At 35.1% G+C, this 20,374-nt stretch carries 17 protein-coding genes; 4 read left to right on the forward strand and 13 right to left on the reverse strand.

Going from position 1 to position 20,374, the window contains the following annotated elements; genetic code table 11:
• The first annotated feature begins 45 nt into the window (after positions 1–45).
• From FND99_RS10290 to moaA, 3 genes are read left to right on the forward strand one after another with little or no spacing between them, the layout of a single operon-like run.
• Positions 46–477: a molybdenum cofactor biosynthesis protein MoaE gene (locus tag FND99_RS10290; protein WP_144337904.1), complete on the forward strand. Its 432-nt coding sequence runs from the start codon at positions 46–48 to the stop codon at positions 475–477.
• 9 nt (positions 478–486) lie between these two features.
• Positions 487–1,401, forward strand: a complete 915-nt coding sequence (gene moaCB, locus FND99_RS10295; protein WP_144337905.1) for a bifunctional molybdenum cofactor biosynthesis protein MoaC/MoaB — start codon at positions 487–489, stop codon at positions 1,399–1,401.
• Positions 1,388–2,395: a GTP 3',8-cyclase MoaA gene (moaA, locus tag FND99_RS10300; protein WP_144337906.1), complete on the forward strand. Its 1,008-nt coding sequence runs from the start codon at positions 1,388–1,390 to the stop codon at positions 2,393–2,395. The genes moaCB and moaA overlap by 14 nt, the downstream gene beginning before the upstream one ends.
• Positions 2,396–2,608: 213 nt before the next feature.
• Here moaA and FND99_RS10305 read toward each other — a convergent pair whose 3' ends face one another.
• The 3 genes from FND99_RS10305 to FND99_RS10315 all read right to left on the reverse strand — a co-directional run bounded on the left by FND99_RS10305 (position 2,609) and on the right by FND99_RS10315 (position 8,884).
• Positions 2,609–3,259, reverse strand: a complete 651-nt coding sequence (locus tag FND99_RS10305; RefSeq protein WP_144337907.1) for a hypothetical protein — start codon at positions 3,257–3,259, stop codon at positions 2,609–2,611.
• 364 nt (positions 3,260–3,623) lie between these two features.
• Complete coding sequence (locus FND99_RS10310) at positions 3,624–5,054, reverse strand: rubredoxin (protein ID WP_144337908.1); 1,431 nt, start codon at positions 5,052–5,054, stop codon at positions 3,624–3,626.
• A gap of 314 nt (positions 5,055–5,368) precedes the next feature.
• Positions 5,369–8,884, reverse strand: coding sequence for a nitrate reductase (locus FND99_RS10315; protein ID WP_144337909.1), 3,516 nt, complete (start codon positions 8,882–8,884; stop codon positions 5,369–5,371).
• A gap of 176 nt (positions 8,885–9,060) precedes the next feature.
• On the opposite strand from FND99_RS10315, the gene FND99_RS10320 reads away from it, so the two are divergent.
• On the forward strand, positions 9,061–9,771 hold the full coding sequence (locus FND99_RS10320; RefSeq protein ID WP_144337910.1) for a Crp/Fnr family transcriptional regulator: 711 nt from the start codon (positions 9,061–9,063) through the stop codon (positions 9,769–9,771).
• 29 nt (positions 9,772–9,800) lie between these two features.
• On the opposite strand, the gene FND99_RS10325 is transcribed toward FND99_RS10320, so the two are convergent.
• From FND99_RS10325 to nirD, 10 genes are all read right to left on the reverse strand, one after another.
• Complete coding sequence (locus FND99_RS10325) at positions 9,801–10,355, reverse strand: transglycosylase domain-containing protein (protein ID WP_144337911.1); 555 nt, start codon at positions 10,353–10,355, stop codon at positions 9,801–9,803.
• A gap of 58 nt (positions 10,356–10,413) precedes the next feature.
• Positions 10,414–11,034, reverse strand: a complete 621-nt coding sequence (locus FND99_RS10330) for a class I SAM-dependent methyltransferase (RefSeq protein WP_144337912.1) — start codon at positions 11,032–11,034, stop codon at positions 10,414–10,416.
• A 3-nt stretch (positions 11,035–11,037) separates the two neighbouring features.
• On the reverse strand, positions 11,038–11,751 hold the full coding sequence (locus FND99_RS10335; RefSeq protein WP_144337913.1) for an exonuclease/endonuclease/phosphatase family protein: 714 nt from the start codon (positions 11,749–11,751) through the stop codon (positions 11,038–11,040).
• 606 nt (positions 11,752–12,357) lie between these two features.
• On the reverse strand, positions 12,358–12,723 hold the full coding sequence (locus tag FND99_RS10340) for a hypothetical protein (protein ID WP_144337914.1): 366 nt from the start codon (positions 12,721–12,723) through the stop codon (positions 12,358–12,360).
• Positions 12,724–12,860: 137 nt separating this feature from the next.
• Positions 12,861–14,120, reverse strand: coding sequence for an alginate export family protein (locus tag FND99_RS10345; RefSeq protein ID WP_144337915.1), 1,260 nt, complete (start codon positions 14,118–14,120; stop codon positions 12,861–12,863).
• Between the two features lie 83 nt (positions 14,121–14,203).
• Entirely contained in the window at positions 14,204–15,703 is a 1,500-nt protein-coding gene (locus FND99_RS10350; RefSeq protein WP_144337916.1) for an MFS transporter, read from the reverse strand.
• Between the two features lie 98 nt (positions 15,704–15,801).
• A complete protein-coding gene (locus tag FND99_RS10355; RefSeq protein ID WP_144337917.1) occupies positions 15,802–16,461 on the reverse strand; it encodes a response regulator transcription factor in 660 nt (219 codons plus the stop codon).
• A gap of 689 nt (positions 16,462–17,150) precedes the next feature.
• The gene (locus tag FND99_RS10360; protein ID WP_144337918.1) at positions 17,151–18,959 is read right to left on the reverse strand and encodes a PAS domain-containing sensor histidine kinase; all 1,809 of its coding nucleotides are present in this window, start codon (positions 18,957–18,959) and stop codon (positions 17,151–17,153) included.
• A gap of 6 nt (positions 18,960–18,965) precedes the next feature.
• Positions 18,966–19,550 carry a DUF4202 domain-containing protein gene (locus FND99_RS10365; protein ID WP_144337919.1) on the reverse strand — a complete coding sequence of 195 codons (585 nt, stop codon included), beginning with the start codon at positions 19,548–19,550 and terminating at the stop codon, positions 18,966–18,968.
• Positions 19,551–19,817: 267 nt separating this feature from the next.
• Positions 19,818–20,195 (reverse strand): nitrite reductase small subunit NirD, encoded by a 378-nt coding sequence (gene nirD / locus FND99_RS10370; protein WP_144337920.1) that lies wholly within the window; start codon positions 20,193–20,195, stop codon positions 19,818–19,820.
• Positions 20,196–20,374 lie beyond the last annotated feature (179 nt).

Consider the following 20,374-nt stretch of genomic DNA (forward strand, 5'->3'; position numbering starts at 1 on the left):
AATCATTTTAATCCATATAATCTGTGGCAAAAAAAACATAAAAAAATGAGTAAAAATGTATTTGTAGAAGGACCAATTTTACCTGAGTTTATTGCGGAATCGATTGCTAAACATCAATCGAAACATACAATTGGGGCGCATAATATTTTTCTCGGACAAGTTCGCGCAGATGTAATTCACGACAATACAGTCGTTGCGATTGATTATTCGGCCTATACCGACATGGCGAATGAAGCTTTGTACACCATTCGTGAAAAAGCGTTTGCGAAATTCGATTTAACCTGCATGCACATTTACCACAGTTTGGGCGTTGTAAAAGCAGGCGAAATCTGTCTGTTTGTTTTTGTTTCGGCAACACGACGTAAACAAGTTTATGAAGCCACAGAAGCGATCGTAAACTGGATAAAAACGGATGTTCCAATTTTTGGAAAAGAGATGTTTGAAAACGATACATTCACTTGGAAACAAAACACTTAGAAAAGTAAAATGGTAGATATTACGCATAAAATAAGCACTTTAAGAAAAGCAACCGCAACCGCAATTGTAAAAGTCAGCAAACAAGAAACAATTGATGCTGTGGTCAATAATTTAGTGCCAAAAGGGAATGTGTTCGAAATGGCAAAAACGGCAGGATTATTTGCGGTAAAAAATACGCATTTATCTATTCCAGACTGTCATCCGCTTCCAATTGAATATACTTCAGTAGAATATGTGATTGAAGGTTTGGAAATTCAGATTATCTTCAATGTAAAAACGGTTTACAAAACTGGAGTTGAGGTTGAAGCAATGCACGGCGCATCGATTGTGGCATTGACAATGTACGATATGCTGAAACCAATTGATAAAGAAATCGAAATTTCGACCATCAAATTGATTAATAAAGAAGGCGGAAAATCGTCTTTCAAAAATAAATTTCCGAATGTAATCAAAGCAGCGGTTTTTGTGTGTTCTGATTCAGTTTTTGCTGGAGATAAAGAAGATCGTTCTGGAAAAACAATTGTAGAAAAATTAGATTCATACGGAGTTGAAACGTCTCATTACGAAGTAATTCCAGACGAATTCGATATTATTCAAGAAAAAACTAAGGCTTTCGCCAAAGAAAATCAACTAGTTATTTTCACAGGCGGAACTGGTTTGTCTCCAAGAGATGTTACGCCAGAAGCTTTAGAACCAATTTTAGAAAGTAGAATTCCAGGAATTGAAGAGGCGATTCGCAATTATGGACAGCAAAGAATGCCGTATGCAATGCTTTCAAGATCTGTTGCAGGAACTTTAGGCAAAAGTTTGGTTTTGGCTTTGCCGGGTTCAACAAACGGAGTGCGAGAATCGATGGATGCTGTTTTTCCACATGTAATGCATGTTTTTCATATTTTAAAAGGTAAAAACCATGACAGCCTCTAACACAATTTTGACGGACGGTTTTGGGCGCAGACACAATTATCTGCGCATTTCGCTGCTGGAAAAATGCAATCTGCGTTGCACGTATTGCATGCCGGCGGACGGAATTGCGCTTTCTCCAAAAGCCAGTTTAATGACGGCCGACGAGATTTTTAGTATCGCTCAGACTTTCGTACAAAATGGTGTTGACAAAATTAGATTAACCGGCGGTGAACCTTTATTGCGAAAGGATTTTCCAGAAATTGTTTCGAAATTATCAGAACTTAATATTTCACTTTCTATAACGACAAACGGAATTTTAATTGATCGTCATATTGATGTTTTAAAACAGTTTAAAGTCAAAAAAATCAATTTGAGTTTAGATACGTTGGTTTCGTCAAAATTCGCTTCGATAACGCTTAGAAATCAGTTTGAGAAGGTTATTGATAATTTGCATTTGCTTTTGAATCATGATTTTCAAGTAAAAGTTAATGTGGTTTTGATAAAAGGTTTTAATGATAACGAAATTGTAGATTTTGTAAAACTGACGCAGTTTCTGCCAATTTCTGTGCGATTTATTGAATTTATGCCGTTTGCCGGAAACGAGTGGGATAGAAGTAAAATGGTTTCGCAACAGGAAATTTTGTCTTTGGTTACAAGTGTTTTTTCTTCAGAAGAAATTCGAAAATTGGAAGATGAAAAAAACTTTACTTCAAGAAATTATAAAATAAAAGATTTTCAAGGTGATTTCGGAATCATAAGTTCGATTACGAATCCGTTTTGCGACAGCTGTAACCGAATCCGTTTGACCGCTGATGGGAAAATTAAAAATTGCCTTTTCTCCAATTCTGAAACTGATTTATTAACGGCTTTTAGAAATGGTGAATCGATTACTAATTTAATTTATGAATCCATTCAAAATAAAAAGAAAGTGAGAGCCGGAATGGTTACAATTGATGAAATGAATGATCCGACGCTTCATTTTGATAATCGCAGTATGATTGCGATTGGGGGATGAGGTTAATTGTGAATTGTGAATTGTGGATGGTGAATGGTCAGGCTGATCGAAGTCGAAGTCTTAACCGCATAGTTTTTTCCTTGCGAGGAACGAAGCAATCTCACTATTACGAGCAATGTTACTTATGTGAGTGCGGTTGCTTCGTTCCTCGCAATGACGCATAGGAGCGAAAAAAAAGGTTCAACTTTATCAAAGTCAAACCTTTCCAAAATATTATTTTTTCTTTTTAGCCTTTGCTTTTTTTTGAGCTTTAGCTTTCTTTTTAGCAATTTTTTTAGCTTTCGCTTTTTCCTTAGCTTTTTTAGCTTTTTCTTTTTTCTTAGCGGCTGCTTTTTGTTTTGCTTTTTTGGCTTTCTCTTTCTTTTTATCTTTTTTAGCCTTTTCTTTTTGTTTTGCTGCTTTCTTTTTCTCTTTTTCTTTTTCCTTGTCTTTCACTTTTTTGGCTTTTTTAGCAGCTTTATCTTTTTCAGCGTCAACTGCCTGGTTAGTATTCTCTTCTTTTGATTCGGTAACCGTTGCAGCAGATGCTGTTTTTTCCTCAGGCTTTGCAGCTGGAGTCAAGACTTTTTTTGCTGGTGCTCTTCTAATCGTTGGTTTAGGCGAAGTTGCTGCTGCAGTTTTTACCACAACTTTAGCCGGCGCTTTTGCTGTAGTTGTTGTTGCGCTTTTTGCAACTGTAGCGGCAGGTGCTTTTGCTACTGGTTTGGCAGTTGTTGACGCTGCAGGTTTTACAGGAGCTTTACGAACAGGCGCTTTTTTTACAGGCGTACTTGCTGTTTTTACACTTTCAGCAACTGGTGGAGTTGTCTCGGTCTTTGGTGCGTCAATTTTTTCAGAATTTGGGTCTGTTGTGTTGTTTTCCATATAATAAATTTGCGTTTAAGTGAATAGATTATCAACAATGTAACTAAATTGTTAATTTATAGTTAAGTAAAGATAATGATAAAACAAGCTTTCCAATGTTAAGTTTTTTGTTAAAATTTACGATTAAATGGCTGAAAGTGAAATATTTGTGTTTTTAAGTAAAATAAAAAGCCAAAATCTCTTAACAATTCTACATGAAAAAAAACGCTTTAATTGTGAATTGTGAATTGTGAATTGTGAATGGTGAAATGTGAAACGACATTAAGTGAAACTTGATCCTGAAGCTTCACGAGAAACTTGAAACATGAAACCTGAAACGTGAAACCTGAAACTTGAAACCTGAAACTTGAATCTTGAAACAAAATTAGTTCTCAACAATTTCTAAAATCTTGAAATTGCTTTTTGGGGCTTCGCATAAAGAACAGCAATAATCCTCGCCTAAATCGGTGAATAAAATACCTTTTGGGATACCTTGACTTTGATCTCCATATTCTGGTTTATAGAGCGTAAGGCATTCTTGACATTGGTAAATATCTAATTGCGGTTTTTCTTTTTTTTGTGGATTCTCAGGTGTTTCTGTTGCGTTGTTTCCGAGTTCGTCGAAGTATTTTCGGCTTAATTCAATTAAAATTGTTGGAAGTTCGAGTTTGTCGATGTCTTGCGAATGCACAATGTATTCGCGTGTGTTTGGGTCAAAATTCTTTGCAAACAAAACATTATAAGTATCTCTGATTTTTATGGATTCCAAAGCAACCGGAAGTTCGTTTTTTTCGATGACAATCGAAGTAAAATAATGCCCGTCACGGTTGTATTCTGATATCCCGAAATTTAATCCATAAGTACTAATGTCGAATTGATCGAGCGTACGAACTAGGAATGTTTTCAAGTTCAATGCCCATTCCATCGCAACAGGCAAATGCCAATTTAGTTCTAATAAAGAATGACGAACGTTGATTCCTCTTTTGCCAAGGAATTTTTCCCATTCCAATTTTCTATCTTTCGGAATTCCTTTTATGATAAATGATTTCCAAGGAGTTATGCATATTTTCCCGATTTTACATTCAAAACACAAATCGCACATTTCTTTCAAGAAATCTAAATCGTATAAATTATTTCTCCAATACAATCCGAGCCAATACTGATCAATTCCCATTCGGTTCATTCCTTCGTAATATGGAAAAGGATAAAACGGAATATTCAACGGTTTGTCAATTGTTCGATTATTGGTATCTAAAGCTTCGCTGACCAATGAAAAAAGCATTTCAATATCAACTGATTCTTCTTGAGATATTTTTTCGATTTCATAATAAATCTTCGCTAAATCCCAGCTGTAAATCAGAACAGGGTAAATTTCCATTTTATCCCATTTTGGAAGACGAATGTATAAATACCAATAATCTTCATGCTCCGAAGCTATAAAGTTCAACTGGCCTGTAAATAAAGGAACCAACTGTTGTTTTGGGTCGGTTATATTTACTTTGAGTTTAGGTTGCTCTTTAAATTCTTCTAAAATATATAAAAAGCGATTTCCTGTCAGCCAATTGGTATTTCTGAAAATATCTGTCGAAACATAAGAAGAAACGATATTATTCCCGCTTTTTTGATCCGGATAAACAAAATGATGTTTTCCTAAAGTGGTTTTGTCCAAAGATTTAAAACCTTTCGGAAAAATAATATCTTGTCTCGAACCAAAAGAAATGGAATCCAGACCTTCATCTAAAGCAATATTTACTACTTCTCGCAGTTCTCCCGGCGATATTACGCCTCCTTTTACTATTAATCTTGTTAGTTCCATTTTTCTTTTTGTTTCAGGTTTTCTTTGTTTCAGGTTTCAAGTTTCTGGATTGTGTTGATTTAAACGCAAAGAGCGCAAAGGTTTTTCGCAAAGTTTTGAAGGTTTATATTCTGTGCTTAAAATTGTTATTATATTAGAAAGGTCACAAAGCAATATTTTAAATTTTGTTCAAAGCTTCGTGAACTTTGTCTACTTAAAAAAAATAAACTTTGCGAAACTTTGCGAAAAACCTTTGCGCTCTTTGCGTTAAAATTTATGTTCAAAGTAAAGCAACTTGAAACCTGATCCCGAAGCCTCGGGAGAAACAAAACAAACTATTTACATTTTGCCAATATCTCCTTAACTTCCGTTTTACAGCTTCCGCAACCTAAACCTGCACCTGTATTTTTGCATAATTCTGTGAAATCATTTACGCCGCTTTTGATGGTTTCTTCGATGTTTCCGGCGCCGACTTGACTGCAGGAACAAACTAATTTTCCTAATACGGGTTTTGCATTCGAGCTTCCTCTCAAAAGCGTATTTCGTTTGTCTGATAATTCGATTTTGCTTTCGATCATGGTTTTGAATTCGGCAAACTCGTTTTTATCGCCCATTAAAATCGCTCCAACCAAAAGATCATCTTTTACGATGCATTTTTTGTAATAACGCTTTTTCAAATCGGCAAAAACAATTTCTTCGTATGAATCGTCATTTTCCGGAATTGTAATGTCTCCAATACTGCAAAGGTTGATGTCTTCTAATTTCAGAATATTCATTAAAATCGAACCTTTGTAATAACTGCTAATGTCGCCTGCTAAGAAGTTCGCCAAAATATCAGCCTGTTCTTCTGCAGCGGATGTGATTCCGAATAGCTTATTTTGAAATTCGGCTATTTCTCCAATCGCAAAAATATCCGGATTTGAAGTTTGTAAATACTGATTTACTTTGACACCACGTCCGCAGGCAAGTCCGCTTTCTCTTGCAATTTCAATATTCGGAATTGTTCCAATGGTATAAACAATCGCATTTGCGGTGATGATTTTACCACTTTTTAAAGCAATTTCAATTTCGTTTGGATTATCAGTTTCGAAAACCGTACTGACTTCATTGTCAAAATAAATTTGAATATCACGAAGCTGTACTTCTTCTGCCAATAATTTGCTTGAAATTCGGTCGAGCTGACGTTCCATCAAGCGGGAAGCGCGTTGCACAATCGTTGTTTTTACTTTTTTATGTTTTAGAGCTGCAGCCAATTCTAAACCTAATAATCCGCCGCCGATAATGACAACATGCTGTTCTTCAGGCGGAAGATTGGTATGGTCAAGATGTTTTTTCAGACGGTCAGCGTCTTCTTTTTTCCGAACTGTAAATCGGCCAGGAAGATGAAGCTGTGCGTTTTCAGGAATAAAAGGACGGCTTCCTGTCGCAAGAATCAAAGAATCAAAAGTGTGAATTTCGCCCTGATTGTCAATAATTGTTTTTTTATTGGTGTCAATTTTATCAATAGCAACTCCGACTTTCATCGTGATTTTTAATTTGCTGAAAGCTTCTCCATCTTTCACTTTTAAAAGTTGTTCCCAGCTAAATTCTCCTGTCATGTATTCTGGAAGCAAAACACGGTTGTAAAACGGATTTACTTCATTCGAAAAAACAATAATTTCATCAGTAGAATTGAATTCACGATAATTTTGAATGAATCGGAAAGAAGCTGCGCCGGCACCAACAATAGCAATTTTTTGGAAAGGTTTTACATATTTCGAAATCGAAACGGTAGTGTATTTAAAATCAGGTTCTTTTGAAATGGGATCAACAAAAGTGTTCGTTAAATTGTTGGTTCTGTTCAAATCATTTTCAAGCTGTTTTCCCCAATGCATCGGCAGAAAAAGTACTTTTTCTTTGATCGAATCGGTAACTTTTGCCTTTACACGAACTTCACCATTTTTGCTTTTAACCGTAACTATATCGCCGTTTTTTATTTCGTTTTTGAAAGCATCAATCGGATTTATTTCTAAAACCGGACTCGGAATATGCGTCAATAATCGCGATACTTTTCCGGTTTTGGTCATCGTATGCCATTGATCGCGAATTCTTCCCGTAGTCAAAATAAAAGGGAATTCATCATTAGGTTGCACCGATGTATTTTCGATGGAAACTGGCAAATTAAAAATCGCTTTTCCTGATGGCGTATAGAATTTTTTATCAGTAAATAGGCGAGGAGTTCCCGGATGTCCATAATCTGGAACAGGCCATTGAAACGTTCCTTCGGTTTTTAAACGATTATAATTTAAGAACGAAATATCAATATTGGTACCTTTTGTAAGTGCACAATGTTCTTTGTAGATTTCTTCGGCACTGTTGAAATTGAAGCCGTTGAAATTCATTTTTTTCGCAAAGCGAATAAGAATTTCAATGTCTGGAAGCGCTTCTCCGGGCGCGTTGATTCCTTTTGGTAAATACGAAATTCGACGTTCTGAATTCGTCATTGTACCTTCTTTTTCAAGCCATCCTGCTGCAGGCAAAAGCAAATCTGCAAATTTTGCGGTGTCTGCATTATGCGAAATATCTTGAACGACAACAAATTTGGCATTTTGCAACGCTTTTTCGGCTCTTCTTGAATCTGGCAAACTCACTAGGGGATTAGTACAGATTATCCAAACGGCTTTCATTTTTCCTGATTCTAATGCTTCAAACATTTCGGTTGCCGTCAAGCCCGGTTTATCTGAAATTTCTTCGACTCCCCAAAAGTCGGCAACTTCTTTGCGATGTTCCGGATTTGCAATGTCTTTATGCGCTGCCAGAAGCGTTGCCATTCCGCCCACTTCGCGTCCGCCCATAGCATTTGGTTGTCCGGTTAAAGAAAATGGACCCGAACCCGGTTTGCCAATTTGCCCCGTTAATAAAGACAAATTCAGCAAAGCCGTATTTTTGTCAACACCAACGGCACTTTGGTTTAAACCCATTGCCCAAAGGGAAATAAAACCTTTTGCTTTTCCAATAATATCAGCGGCGAGTTTGATGTCGTTTACCGAAATGCCACACAATTTTGAAGCTTTTTCTAGAGAAGTGCCTAAAACTAAATCTTTGTATTGTTTGAAATTTTCGGCATTATATTTTACAAAATCATGATCGACGTAGCCTTTTTCGATAATTCGTTTGGCCATTGCGTGATACAAAATAATATCTGAACCCGGAATAATCTGCAAATGCAAATCAGCGAAAGCGGCAGTATCTGTTCGCCTCGGATCAATACAAATGATTTTTATTTTCGGATTTTTCTCTTTGTGTTTTTCGATTCTTCGAAATAAAATAGGATGACACCAAGCCGGATTTGCACCTGTTATTAAAAAAGTATCCGCAAGTTCTATATCGTCGTAAGCGATTGGTACAGAGTCTTCTCCGAAAGTTTTTTTATAACCCACAACAGCAGAACTCATACAAAGGCGAGAATTGGTATCGATATTATTAGTCTTTAAAAAACCTTTTACCAATTTGTTTACCAAGTAATATTCCTCCGTCAAACATTGACCCGAAATATAAAAACCAACGCTGTCTGGTCCATGTTTTTTTATAATTGATGAAAAAACAGCTGCCGCGCGATCAAGAGCAGTATCCCAGCTTACACGCTCGAGCGGATAGGATTTGCTCCCGCGCATTTCGGGATATAAAATTCGGTCAGAAGTATCGTTGGCTACGTAATGCAAATTCATTCCTTTTGAACATAACATTCCTTTATTCACCGGATGATCTTTGTCGCCTTCCACCATCACGCCGTTTTTAGCATCATTGGTCACGATTATACCACAGCCAACGCCGCAATAGGAACAGGTAGTTTTGATCTTCGTAGTTTGCATTAGAGTTCTATTTAGAGATACTACTTTTAGTGTTTGGTCTGACTTTAGAAAAGTACTTACGCAAAAATAAGTATTTTTACGTATTAATACGTATTTTTTAAATTTATTTTTCTAATTTTGATGAAAATAAATGAGGGACAACAAATTAGTTTTTAATCTGCTAAAATTTAGGACTCATGAAAGAAGAACAAACCGTTTGTTATTCCTGCGTCAATGAAAATTGTTTTATAAAAAAACATTTGCATTTAGAGCAGATGGCAGGTTATATTTCTAAAAAACAAAACATTGTCTGTAAAAAATCGGATCAGTTTATTACAGAGGGTGCGCCGATGCAGGGACTTTATTTTATTTGCAAAGGAAAAGCCAAAACGGTGAAAACCGGAATTAACGGTCGTGAACAAATTGTTCGATTGACTAAAAATGGAGACATAATTGGTTTTCGAGGATTTGGAACCAGCAAACGTTATCTTATCGGTGCTTATGCGCTTGAAGATACAGTTTTGTGTAATTTCAGCAACGAAACAATGCTCGAAATTTTACAACATATTCCCGAATTTACTTATGCATTGATGCTTTTTTATGCCGAAGAATTGAACAAAAGCGAAAATAATATACGTAAGATTGCGCATATGAATGTCCGTGAACGTGTGATTGATTTACTGCTTTATATTCATCGAAAATTTGGACAACCAAATGGCTTTATTGATATTGAGCTTTCTCGAAAAGAAATCGCCGATTTTGCAGGAACGACGGAAGAACAAGCTATTCGCATTTTATCAAGCCTCAAAAAGGAAGCTTTGATTAAAACGGAAAGTAAACGAATTGGGATTTTAGAGGTTTCAGATTTAAGATCTGAAATTATGGAGCATAAGTATTTCTCTGTTTAAACCTATTACGTAATAATATTTATTAGATTTTACTTTTTGTTTTGGCTATGTAATATACGTTCCAAAAGTAGAACTCTATTACGAACTCCCACTTTATTTCGAATTGGATTGTATAAACCAGAATTTTTAAGCATGGCAATCAAAGTTAGCTTTTCTTTTTCATTAAGTTCTTCAATTTTTTTATTAAAGAAGAATTTTGACGCATCTTTTATTCCAATTTTTCGATATCCAAAATCATAGTGTAATAAAACAAATTTAAGACATTCATTTTGAGAGAAATTCCTTTTTATTTTTTGGTCGTAAAGTGATTTTGTTAATGAGTATCCGTGTCTATATGGGGCAGGACCAATACTATTAACTGCATCTTGGCAAGGACAATTATGTTCTTTTAGTTTTCTAAATATTTTATTATGAATATCAATAATGGATTTAAAATCTTCTTTCTGAGCATCTTTTATTTTATATGTAAGATTAATAAATTCCTCATTTTTATAAATTGGATTGAAATCACTTAACAAAAAAGTAATCAAAATTATTAATAAGATGAGTAATCCAAAGAATGCTTTTAGTGATTTTTTGAGCATAAAGAAAAGATGTTTTTTGTAGAGACGCACTTCAGTACGTCTCCACTTCGAGTATAATTTATTTTTTTCTTCCAATAAATCGAATTACAGAACCCGTTCCGTTATGGAATAAACCCTCGTTGAGCTCGATTTCTTTTTCCTCCAATTCGATGATTTCATAATTTGGGAAATCGGCTTTAATTTCTTCGATTGAAAATAGAGATTCAATGTCTTTTGGTCCGCCAACTTTTTCATTTTTGGTTACATATTCCAAATGTTTTTTGCTGAAAGCTTCAAAAATTATGATTCCGTTTTTGCGCAATAATTTTTCCAGTTCTTTGTGAATATCCGATTTAATTTCGGCAGGAAAATGCGCATAAATCAACGCGATAGCATCAAATTGTTCTTCTTCAAAATCCAATATTTCTAATTCGCCAACTTGATAATCAATGGAAACATTGTTTGCTTCAGCAAGTTTTAAAGCTTTGTTTCTTCCTTCTTCGCTAATATCAAAAGCCGAAACAGTCCAGCCCAATTTTGCAGCAAAAACGGCATTTCGTCCTTCGCCTTCGGCAGGAAAAAGAATCGTTCCGGGATTTAGTTTTTCTAATTCTTCTTTTAAATAATTGTTTGGATTTTCGCCATATGCAAATTCTTCAATGCTGTAGCGGTCGTCCCATCTTTTAGTCCAGTTGTTCATGGTTTATATATTGAATTTAATGATTAAGGGTTTGTGGTCACTGTACAACGTCCAATCTTTGTAATTCCCGACTTCAACGCTTTCTAAAACTTCGATAAAATCATTTGATGCAAAGCAATAATCCATGTGATATGGCTTGTTTTCATGTCGATACATATACAAAGTTGGATGCGCTTCTTTGCCCTGAATTTGGTTGAAATATTTGTGATAAGTACTAAAAATGCTTTTTTCTGCTAATTTATTTACGACCGTTGTGTGATTTCCTTCTCGTCGTGGCTTGTCCCAAATGGTATTGCTGTTGAAATCGCCAATTAAAATGGTTTTGGTTTCCTTGATTAAATCTTCGTAATAATTAATCGCTTTCCAAACCTGCGTAACATAAGCGCCATCTTTATCTGCGGGATTATTTGCCCAAATGGCAAACATTGTAAAATCGACTTTTCCGCCGGTAACGGCTATTGGCAATATGTTTTTAAAATCTGGATTATGGCAATCCAATAATTGAAACCGATAATCGCCATAAGAAAAAACGCCAACTCCTTTATGCGGATTGGTTCCGTACCAAAGTATATCGCTTGGTGTTTTGATTCCGTCTGGAAATTTTAGTTTTTCAGGACTTTCACATTCTGAAATTACTGCAATATCAGGATGATAAGCGAGAATAAATTCTGCTTTTTTTCTGAATGCCATGTTGCAATTCCAGGCTATGAGTTTCATTTTTTTGAAATTGATTCGTGTTGCTTCAAAATATTTAAAACAACGAAGTTTATGCTTAAAGAAAACACAATACTAAAAAACGCTATTAATCTATAGTTGATATTGTTATAATGATAATGATAGGTGTTTTTGCTATCAATTATAGTAGTGTGTTTTATAATTTGTGATTCTAAAAAACAAAATATAAGATAAAATAAAAGTAAAAAAACTATGTAAATAAGAATTGAGACGAAGTCGATGTTTTTTGGTTTTTGAAACCGAGAAATAATGTAAAATCCAATAGGAATTAAACTTAAAATGAAGCCAAAATCGGGAATAAAAAATCTAATCTCTTTTCCTCCGTAAAATTTTAAATCATAATTAGCAATTTTAGATATGAGCGTCCGAGTGAAAGTTCGATATTCTATATCATAGAATAATCCAATTAGAAAAAATAAAATTATGAAAATAAACAAAATTATGATGTCTTTATATTTCATATAGTAAATTGCATTTCGAGCATTTTCAATCAAATATAACCAAATAATTAGAAATAAAAATACCCTTTTTCCGTAATAGAAAAAGGGCAGTTTATATATTTCGGTTTTTAAAGATCTTTTTTTAATCTTAACCAACAAGTTTTGTTTCACCACTATTTACGTCAATTTCTGCAAAATTATGTTTTCCCATAACGATAAGCAGTTTATCTGAATTGTAACCTACATACCTAATTTCAGGTTCACCTTTTTTTGGTTTTCCGCAAACAGAAATCACATTAGTTTGCCATTTCAATTTGCTTCTTTTGTAAGCCGAAATTGTTTGCATGTCATTCTCGACATAATAGACAATACTGTTTTTTTTGATTCCTCTTTTTTGCGTTTTGGCAAAATTTATTTCGGAATTATTAGAAATTAAGGCATCGTTGTACTTTTGGGCGATACCTGTATGCGTGACAAAAAATGTCAGCATTGACAGTTTTAAAAATGGTTTCATCGGGATAGAATTTGGGGTTCATAATCGCTTCAAATATAAATAATTAAATCATATAACAAAGTTTTATCAGATAAAAAAAAATGCCCTTTTCCGAAATAGGAAAAGGGCATTTTTTAGAAGTTAATTTTGAGGAAAAACTATTTTTTCCAGCTAAAAATTCTTGGATTTACAGAAATCATCAACCAAGCCCAATTGTTGGTATGATTGGCATCTCCATTTTTGATGAATTCCATTGTACTAGAACCAAACATTTGAGAATAACCTCCTGAAACAGTTATGTCTTTTTTGAAATTATATCCAAAAGTAGCATCAATTTCAGTTCCTAAATACGAATCTAATTTTTCATTTAAAGGCGTAACCACATCAGCTGCAGCTAAAAAAGCATGCGGAATCAAAGCAAATTGCCATTTGTTTACATTGTAATTCAATTTGATGAATGCATCTTGCAAACCAACGCTGTTCAAGTGATTTCCAACATAAAAATAATCCATATAACCGTTAAAACCATGGTTGGTTCCAAAAATCGGATTAAACGATTTAATTACGGTGCTTCCGTCGTTTGTCGCTTTTCCTGATAAAAATTCGTAGCCCAAACCTGCTTTAAAAGATTCTGTAATAGCATAATTGAAGTTTCCTGCTGCATTCCATGCGCTTACTTCTTTATCAGTGCTTTTTCCGGTTTGTCCGTAAAACCAAAAATTACTGTCGATTTTACTGTTTTTGTATGTCAAATAAGGCCCAAAAGTCTGTTTGTAATCAACTAATAATTTGGCATCGGCATTCGCATATTCATAGCCTGTATTTAAAAGTAAAAAACTCAAACCTAAGTCGGTATTAAACTGATTATGATACCATGCATATTGCAACGTTTTATAGCTAGCAACTGTGTATGGCGTTTGTATAACATTTTCGGCAGTAGAATTATATGCGCCTCCAAAATCTAATTTTTGTTTTTCGCTGTGAAATGATACGGTTAGCGCGTCATGACTTTGAGCCTGTTGTCCCCAGTCTTGCTCGCCCAAAATACGCTGATTATCGTATGAAAGCACTTGGCGTCCCATTCTCGCGCTCCATTTTTCGGTAAAATTATATTGTGCCCAGGCTTCAAAAACCGCAACACCGTTTTTATCTGCAACTGCCGTTGGCGCAACATCGCCCCAAGTTCGCGTATTTTGCAAAGTCAGTTTTAGTATTAAATCGTCTTGTTTAAAGTTGAAATTCAAACGCGAACGCTGTGAAATTTGAGATGTACCTTCCTGTCCGTATGGCAAAAGCGTTTTGTAACCATTTCGATATTCGAAGCGTGGCCTTATTTGTAAATTTGCGTCTAGTTCCTGTGCCTGAAGTAAGGCAGTAGATCCTAGAAGCAGTAGGATTATGGTTTTGATTTGTTTCATGGGTTTGGTATTTTTTTTCTTCGGGCGTAAATTTATAAGAAAAATAAGCCTTTGCTAGTATTGTTGGTTATTTTTTTGGTTTCTTAGTTCATCGCAGGAGTAAGTTGTTGCTCTTTAGCTGGTTTTTCTACTATTACTTTTTTCTCATTTACTTTTTTGGTGATGGTATAATGCATCCAAACCAAACAGCCAGTTGAGAACAGCAAAATAAAAATCCATGAACTTGACCAGATTCCGGTTGCAGTTAAAAGATATCCGAAGATTATTGGACCAAAGAAGCCACCTAATCCGCCGATCATTCCAACCATTCCACCTACAACACCAACTTCATTAGGGAAATATTCTGGAATATGTTTGTAAACTGCTGCTTTTCCAATTCCCCATGAAATCCCTATTAGGATTACTAAAACAAGGAATACCCACATATTGGCATCAAATTTAATAACTGTCACTCCTTTGGCGATAAGCTCTTTTTTGGCCACGCTTTGATTGTGTGACACTACTACATCTTGCCAGCTTGATGTGGTTGGAAAAATCGTATTTTCAGCAGTATTTACTGTTTTTTGCGCAATTGGGTATTCTTTATCTCCAACTTTTATGGTTTTATCGTTGATTTGATTTACAACGCCTTTTTTAGCCGCTAATATTCCGGGACCAGAAGTCGTAATTTCCATTTTAGGAATTGATAATAATGCGCTTAAAATTACTGAAGAACCCAAAACCCAGTACATTACTTTTCGTGCTCCGAATTTATCAGATAAATAACCGCCAAATGCGCGAATAACTCCTGAAGGCAAGCTAAACATCGTTGCAAATAAACCGCCCATTACTAAACTGGTTTGATACACGTTCATGAAATTTGGTAAAAGCCATTGTGAATAGGCCACAAAACAACCAAATACTAAGAAATAATATGCTCCAAATCGCCAAACTCTTTGTGATTTTAATGGCACAAGCATTTGTGAAACCGTTTTGGTACTGCTTTGTGGTTTTTTATTTTGAGTGAAAAGTAAAAAAGCAATGCCAATTACAACCAAAGAAACAGCATAAATAACAGGAAGAACTTTCCAGCCATTTTGTGGATCATTTGCTGAGAAATGATTTAATAAGGACGGTGCTAAAAACGTCGTAATTGCTGCGCCGGCATTTCCCATTCCGAAGATTCCTAGTGCGCGTCCTTGCCATTCTTTTGGATACCAAATTGAAGTATAACCAATTCCGACTGCAAAGCTTGTTCCCACCATTCCGAAGAAAAAACTAAGTAGCGCAAACATGAAAAAACTGTCGGCATAGGGAAGGAGGAAGAGCGGAATTGAACTTAATAGTAATAAAAGTGAAAAAACATATTTTCCGCCAAATTTATCTGTCAAGATTCCAATTGGCAGACGCATGATGGATCCAGTTAGAATCGGAATTCCTAAAAGCCATCCAACTTGAATAACATCCCAATGGAAAATTCCGTTATCGACCAAAAAGGTTACCAGAACCCCGTTTAATGTCCAGCAAGCAAAACACACTGTAAAAGCCAATGTGTTCAAAAATAAAATTTTGTGTGATTGCGATAGTGAGTTTGTAGTTTTCATAGTACTTATATTTTTATCAAAAGTAAGTACTATAACTTAGTTAAAACCTGCTAAAACGCAGTTTTATGAAAATAATTACGTATTTATATGTAATTATTTTAGATTAAAGAATACTCAGCAGCTTTGTTAGAAAGTTCCATTAAGTTTTTTACTTTCAGTTTTTTCATCAAGTTAAAACGATGCACTTCGGCAGTTCGTTTACTGATGTCAAGTGCTTCGGCGATTTCTTTATTTCCTTTTCCGGATAACAAAAGAGTTAGGATTTCTTTTTCTCTTTTGGTGATCATCATTTCTTCGCTCAAGTTTTGCTTCGGTTCTAATGAATTTGCTGGATTTGTCAAATGACTAATCAAGATCGAAGAAATATCTCCGCTGAAATACTTCCCACCGCCAGAAACAGTGTGAAGCGCTTTTAAGAATTCTTCTTTAGAAGATCCTTTCAGCAAGTAACCATCGGCGCCGGCTTTAATAGATTTCAATACATATTCTTCTGATTCGTGCATTGAAAGCATAATGATTTTTATATCGTTGCTTTCGCTTCTAAGTTTTTCTACTAGTTCTATGCCGGTTAGGTTTGGCATACGAATATCGGCTATAAGTAAGTCGGGTTTAGTGTCGGCAACAACATCAAGCGCATCAGCACCGTCGATCGCTTCGCCCACAACCTCAATGTTTGCTTCGTTTTCCAGCAAAGATTTGATTCCGTCTCGAACAAAAACATGGTCATCTGCCAATACTACACGAATGATATTACTCATAATTTACTTAATTTAGATTCTCGGTTTTTACGTATATTCATCTATAAAGAAGACGCTAATATACGTAATTTTTGAGTTTTTTAATTAGATAATTAGAAAATGTGGCAATTAGATAATGGAGGAATGTGAAAATAAGGTTGTTAATCGGTTATTTTTTTTGTGTGGTTTTTTGATGAAGTCTTTACATCTAGTTTGTCATTTCGACGAAGGAGAAATCTTCGCAAGTAGCTCGACAAAGATTGGTGATTTAGATTGCGGAGTTTCTTGCGAAGATTTGCTTCGCCTGTTCGCTATCGCTCGAGTCTCCTTCGTCGAAATGACAAGATTGCGGTCAACTTTGTCAAAGTTTTCTACGCGCAAAGTTTGTCATTCTGAGGAACGAAGAATCACACGCGGGATTCGACAAAGATTGGTGATTTAGATTGCGGAGTTTCTTGTGTGATCTCTCCTTCGTCGAGATGACAAACAGTACTGAAATGTTCTTCTGAAAACGATTACCCGCGAGAGGGATAGGAGGAAGCTACCGAAGTAGCCCGGATAGCCCGACAGTATTAGGGAAAGTGGGCGTATATAGACAAAGTTAAATTGCCCACTTTTTCTAATACTGGCTCGCCCAAAGTAATTAGATAATTAGTCAATGTGGCAATTAAATAATTTTTTACGCGACTTTAAGTAATTATCAAATTATCTCATTTAAGAATGGGAATATTAAACGTAACTCTAGTTCCCTCGCCCGGAATTGAATTCATAAAAACGCGTCCGTTGATGTATTGGATTCTTTCTTTCATAAATAATAATCCCATTCCGGATTCGCTGTTACGTTTTTTGTCGACCGAATTAATGTCAAAACCTTTTCCGTTATCGTCTATAATGATGCTTAAAAGAGTTTCACTATGAGAAAGTTGCACAATAATATGCGACGATTCGGCGTATTTTATGGCGTTGTTGATGGCTTCCTGCGTTAAGCGGTAAATATTGATTTCGATTAAGGAATCAAGACGTTGATCAAAATCGGTTTTGTTATAAAAAAGGATTTCTTTTCCAGTAAGTTTTGAAAGTTCTTGTGTTAGTTTTGCTAAAGAAGAAACGATACCGTGATCGCTTAATTCTGGTGGCATTAGGTTGAAAGTTGCCGTGCGGACACCTTTTATAATGTCTAGTGAAAGTTTCTTTAAATACTCAATTTTTTGTTCCGATTTTTCTTTGTCATCCAGATTGATACTTTCTAAACTGAACTTTAATCCTGTAAGCATCTGGCCAATTCCGTCGTGAATTTCTTTGGCGATTCGGTTTTGTTCGTTTTCCTGATTTTCGACGATTTTGCTCGAAATAATCTTTTGCTGATTGATTTTTTCGGTTGTGTTTTCAAGGTTTAAACGTTCGACTTCGCGCTGTGCTTTTTTGCGTTCAGTAATGTTGAAACAAACGATTAAAAGTTCCAATTCGTCTTTTTTGATCATAACCGGAACCATTGATAAATCCAGCCAAATCTCTGTATTTTCTTTAGTTAGGATTTTAATTTCGCCTTGCCAGCCACTTCTTTGTTTTTCGAATATTAGTCTGTCGAAATTGGTTTGCTCTTTTTCGTCAACAGTTAAAACTTCTGAGAATTTTTTATTGGATGAAAACTTGGTGTAATTAAGAAGTTTGGCAAATTTTTCACCAATATGAATAATCGAACCATCAGGCGTAATTCGGCAATAGAGTAGTGTATTTTCCATTGCGTAATTGAGCGATTTTAATTCTTTAACCGAATTTTCTTTGATTTCGCTAAGGATTTCAGTGTCGTATGCGAGCTTTAAAGCTTTCTTTTCTGAAGATAAAAGTCTTATAATTAATCTTTCGATTTTTTTGTTTGTAGGTCTGAAAATGAAGAAGAATTCTAAAACAAGAATCAAAAGTGTGAATCCGAAAATCCAGTATTCGATTCGGCGTTGTTCGGTTACTTTTTCGTGTGCTTCGAGATCATATTGCGTTACAATCTGATTCATTTTAGAAAGGAAAATGCCTTCGTTTTCTAAAATAATGTTTACGAATTTTTGGTTTTCAGCGGTTCTTTTTTTCTGCTTTAAATTCAGTAAAAATGAGTTGGTTGTTTGGGCAATTTTATTGAATATCGGATTGATCTCAAGATATAATTTAGAAATTGTTTCTGATTTTTCTTTTGGAAAAGCCAGACTGTCGCTGCCATTTTCAAGTGCGTTTTGGTTTTTCTTCCAAAGTGATAAAACTTCCTCTAAATGTGAAATTTGTTTTGTAGAAACGGTATCAGAAACATAATGCAGAATCAGAACTTCTTTTACGATTTTCTGGCTCAACATTCGTTGTTTTCCCGAAAAATTGATGATTTTTGAATCGCTTAACTGCTGATTAAGATTGTATTGTACTAAAAACTGACTGACAATTATAGTCAACGCAATAGTAAGAAGTGCAAAAAAATACAGACGTCGTAAATTTTTGAAAGTGATTTTGTCTTCTTCCTGATTGCTTTTTTTCATACTATTTTACAGTCCTAGAGAAGCTTTTATAAGATTAAGATTTTCGGGAGAATAATTGATTTTTAAGGCTTCTTGATGCCCTTTATCCGACATTTTATCCCAGGTTTTTTTGATGATATTTTTTAGTTTTTCCTCATCATGTTTGTGTACGAAAGGATCTAAATAATATTCTAAAAACACTAAACAAATTACATCTTCCAATAATTGTGTTTCGTGATCTTTTTTAAGCAGTTTTTTTTCAATTAAAAATGAAACTCGATCAATAAAAGTCTGATCATAACCTGCTTTTTCCAGAATTTCGGCGGTTGTTTTTGCGTGGAATTTTTTCAATTCTTCTCTCCATCTCAAATAACCAACACGATCCATTGGGTAGGATTCGCGGGCAACTTTCCATCGGCAGATGTGTTGTGCTTTTGATGCGATCTGGATTTCCTCGGATGCGTTTGGTTCAAATTGCATCAATCTTTCGTACATCCTGTTTGAATATAATAACTCTTTTGGATATTCTTGGTTTTGGTCGATTTCAATATTTGGGTCTTGAGCATTTTCAGCATCAATCCATTCGCTTGCTTTTTGAAAAGGTGTAGTCATTTTTTGGTTTGATAATAGAATTTCAAAGATACGGAATTAAGTTTTTTTTCGCCACGAATTTCACGAATTAGCACGAATTATGTTTTTGTTTTTTGCCACAGATTAAAGGATTTTTGGGATTTAATCTGCATCGTCAAGAGTATGAGGTCAGCTTTGTCATTTCGACGAAGGAGAAATCACACTCGGGAGTCGACAAAGATTGGCGACATTCTATACGGAGTTTCGAGTGTGATTTCTCCTTCGTCGAAATGACAAGATTGTGTGAAATCAATCAACAAACCCAACAAAAACTTCGTCTTCAACAATCTTAATTGGGTAGGTTGCGATGCTATAGTCTTCGCCGTTTAAGTTCGAACCATCAACAAGTGAAAAAGTCTTTTTATGCATTGGGCAGGCAATTTTTGGAATATCATCGGCAGAGCCTGTCATTCCTCTTGAAAGCACCATTTCCATTTTATGTGGGCAGGCGTTTTGACAAGCGTACCACTCGTTGCGACGTGTGAAATTGAAAATTGCGATTTGCTTGTTTTTGTATTTGATGCATCCGCCTCGGTTGGTTGGAAAATCTTCTACTTTACCTGCTTTGAACCAAATTGTTGCATCGCTCGCATGAACTGTTTCGTATTGATTTAAGATTTCTTCCATTTTGATTAAGTTTTGATTTCCTGTTTCTTAGCCCTCTTTTTACAATCAAGAGAGATTTGATGGCGCAGTAAAAAAGAGGGTAAGAGGACAGCAAACGTTTAATGATTTTTTTTCTTTTTTTTTTGGAGCTTTTTTTTTCTCCCGCAGATTTGGCAGATTTAGTTGATTTTTTTAATCTT

Source organism: Flavobacterium daemonense, from assembly GCF_007341385.1.
Lineage (GTDB): Bacteria > Bacteroidota > Bacteroidia > Flavobacteriales > Flavobacteriaceae > Flavobacterium > Flavobacterium daemonense.

What these genes read in the sequence shown, in the direction of transcription:
- FND99_RS10345 (WP_144337915.1), bottom strand. Translation starts at nt 14,120, where the DNA reads ATGAAACAAATCAAAACCATAATCCTACTGCTTCTAGGATCTACTGCC.
- FND99_RS10340 (WP_144337914.1), bottom strand. Translation starts at nt 12,723, where the DNA reads ATGAAACCATTTTTAAAACTGTCAATGCTGACATTTTTTGTCACGCAT.
- moaA (WP_144337906.1), top strand. Translation starts at nt 1,388, where the DNA reads ATGACAGCCTCTAACACAATTTTGACGGACGGTTTTGGGCGCAGACAC.
- FND99_RS10350 (WP_144337916.1), bottom strand. Translation starts at nt 15,703, where the DNA reads ATGAAAACTACAAACTCACTATCGCAATCACACAAAATTTTATTTTTG.
- FND99_RS10360 (WP_144337918.1), bottom strand. Translation starts at nt 18,959, where the DNA reads ATGAAAAAAAGCAATCAGGAAGAAGACAAAATCACTTTCAAAAATTTA.
- FND99_RS10320 (WP_144337910.1), top strand. Translation starts at nt 9,061, where the DNA reads ATGAAAGAAGAACAAACCGTTTGTTATTCCTGCGTCAATGAAAATTGT.
- FND99_RS10325 (WP_144337911.1), bottom strand. Translation starts at nt 10,355, where the DNA reads ATGCTCAAAAAATCACTAAAAGCATTCTTTGGATTACTCATCTTATTA.
- FND99_RS10290 (WP_144337904.1), top strand. Translation starts at nt 46, where the DNA reads ATGAGTAAAAATGTATTTGTAGAAGGACCAATTTTACCTGAGTTTATT.
- FND99_RS10355 (WP_144337917.1), bottom strand. Translation starts at nt 16,461, where the DNA reads ATGAGTAATATCATTCGTGTAGTATTGGCAGATGACCATGTTTTTGTT.
- FND99_RS10315 (WP_144337909.1), bottom strand. Translation starts at nt 8,884, where the DNA reads ATGCAAACTACGAAGATCAAAACTACCTGTTCCTATTGCGGCGTTGGC.
- FND99_RS10305 (WP_144337907.1), bottom strand. Translation starts at nt 3,259, where the DNA reads ATGGAAAACAACACAACAGACCCAAATTCTGAAAAAATTGACGCACCA.
- FND99_RS10335 (WP_144337913.1), bottom strand. Translation starts at nt 11,751, where the DNA reads ATGAAACTCATAGCCTGGAATTGCAACATGGCATTCAGAAAAAAAGCA.
- FND99_RS10330 (WP_144337912.1), bottom strand. Translation starts at nt 11,034, where the DNA reads ATGAACAACTGGACTAAAAGATGGGACGACCGCTACAGCATTGAAGAA.
- FND99_RS10365 (WP_144337919.1), bottom strand. Translation starts at nt 19,550, where the DNA reads ATGACTACACCTTTTCAAAAAGCAAGCGAATGGATTGATGCTGAAAAT.
- moaCB (WP_144337905.1), top strand. Translation starts at nt 487, where the DNA reads ATGGTAGATATTACGCATAAAATAAGCACTTTAAGAAAAGCAACCGCA.
- nirD (WP_144337920.1), bottom strand. Translation starts at nt 20,195, where the DNA reads ATGGAAGAAATCTTAAATCAATACGAAACAGTTCATGCGAGCGATGCA.
- FND99_RS10310 (WP_144337908.1), bottom strand. Translation starts at nt 5,054, where the DNA reads ATGGAACTAACAAGATTAATAGTAAAAGGAGGCGTAATATCGCCGGGA.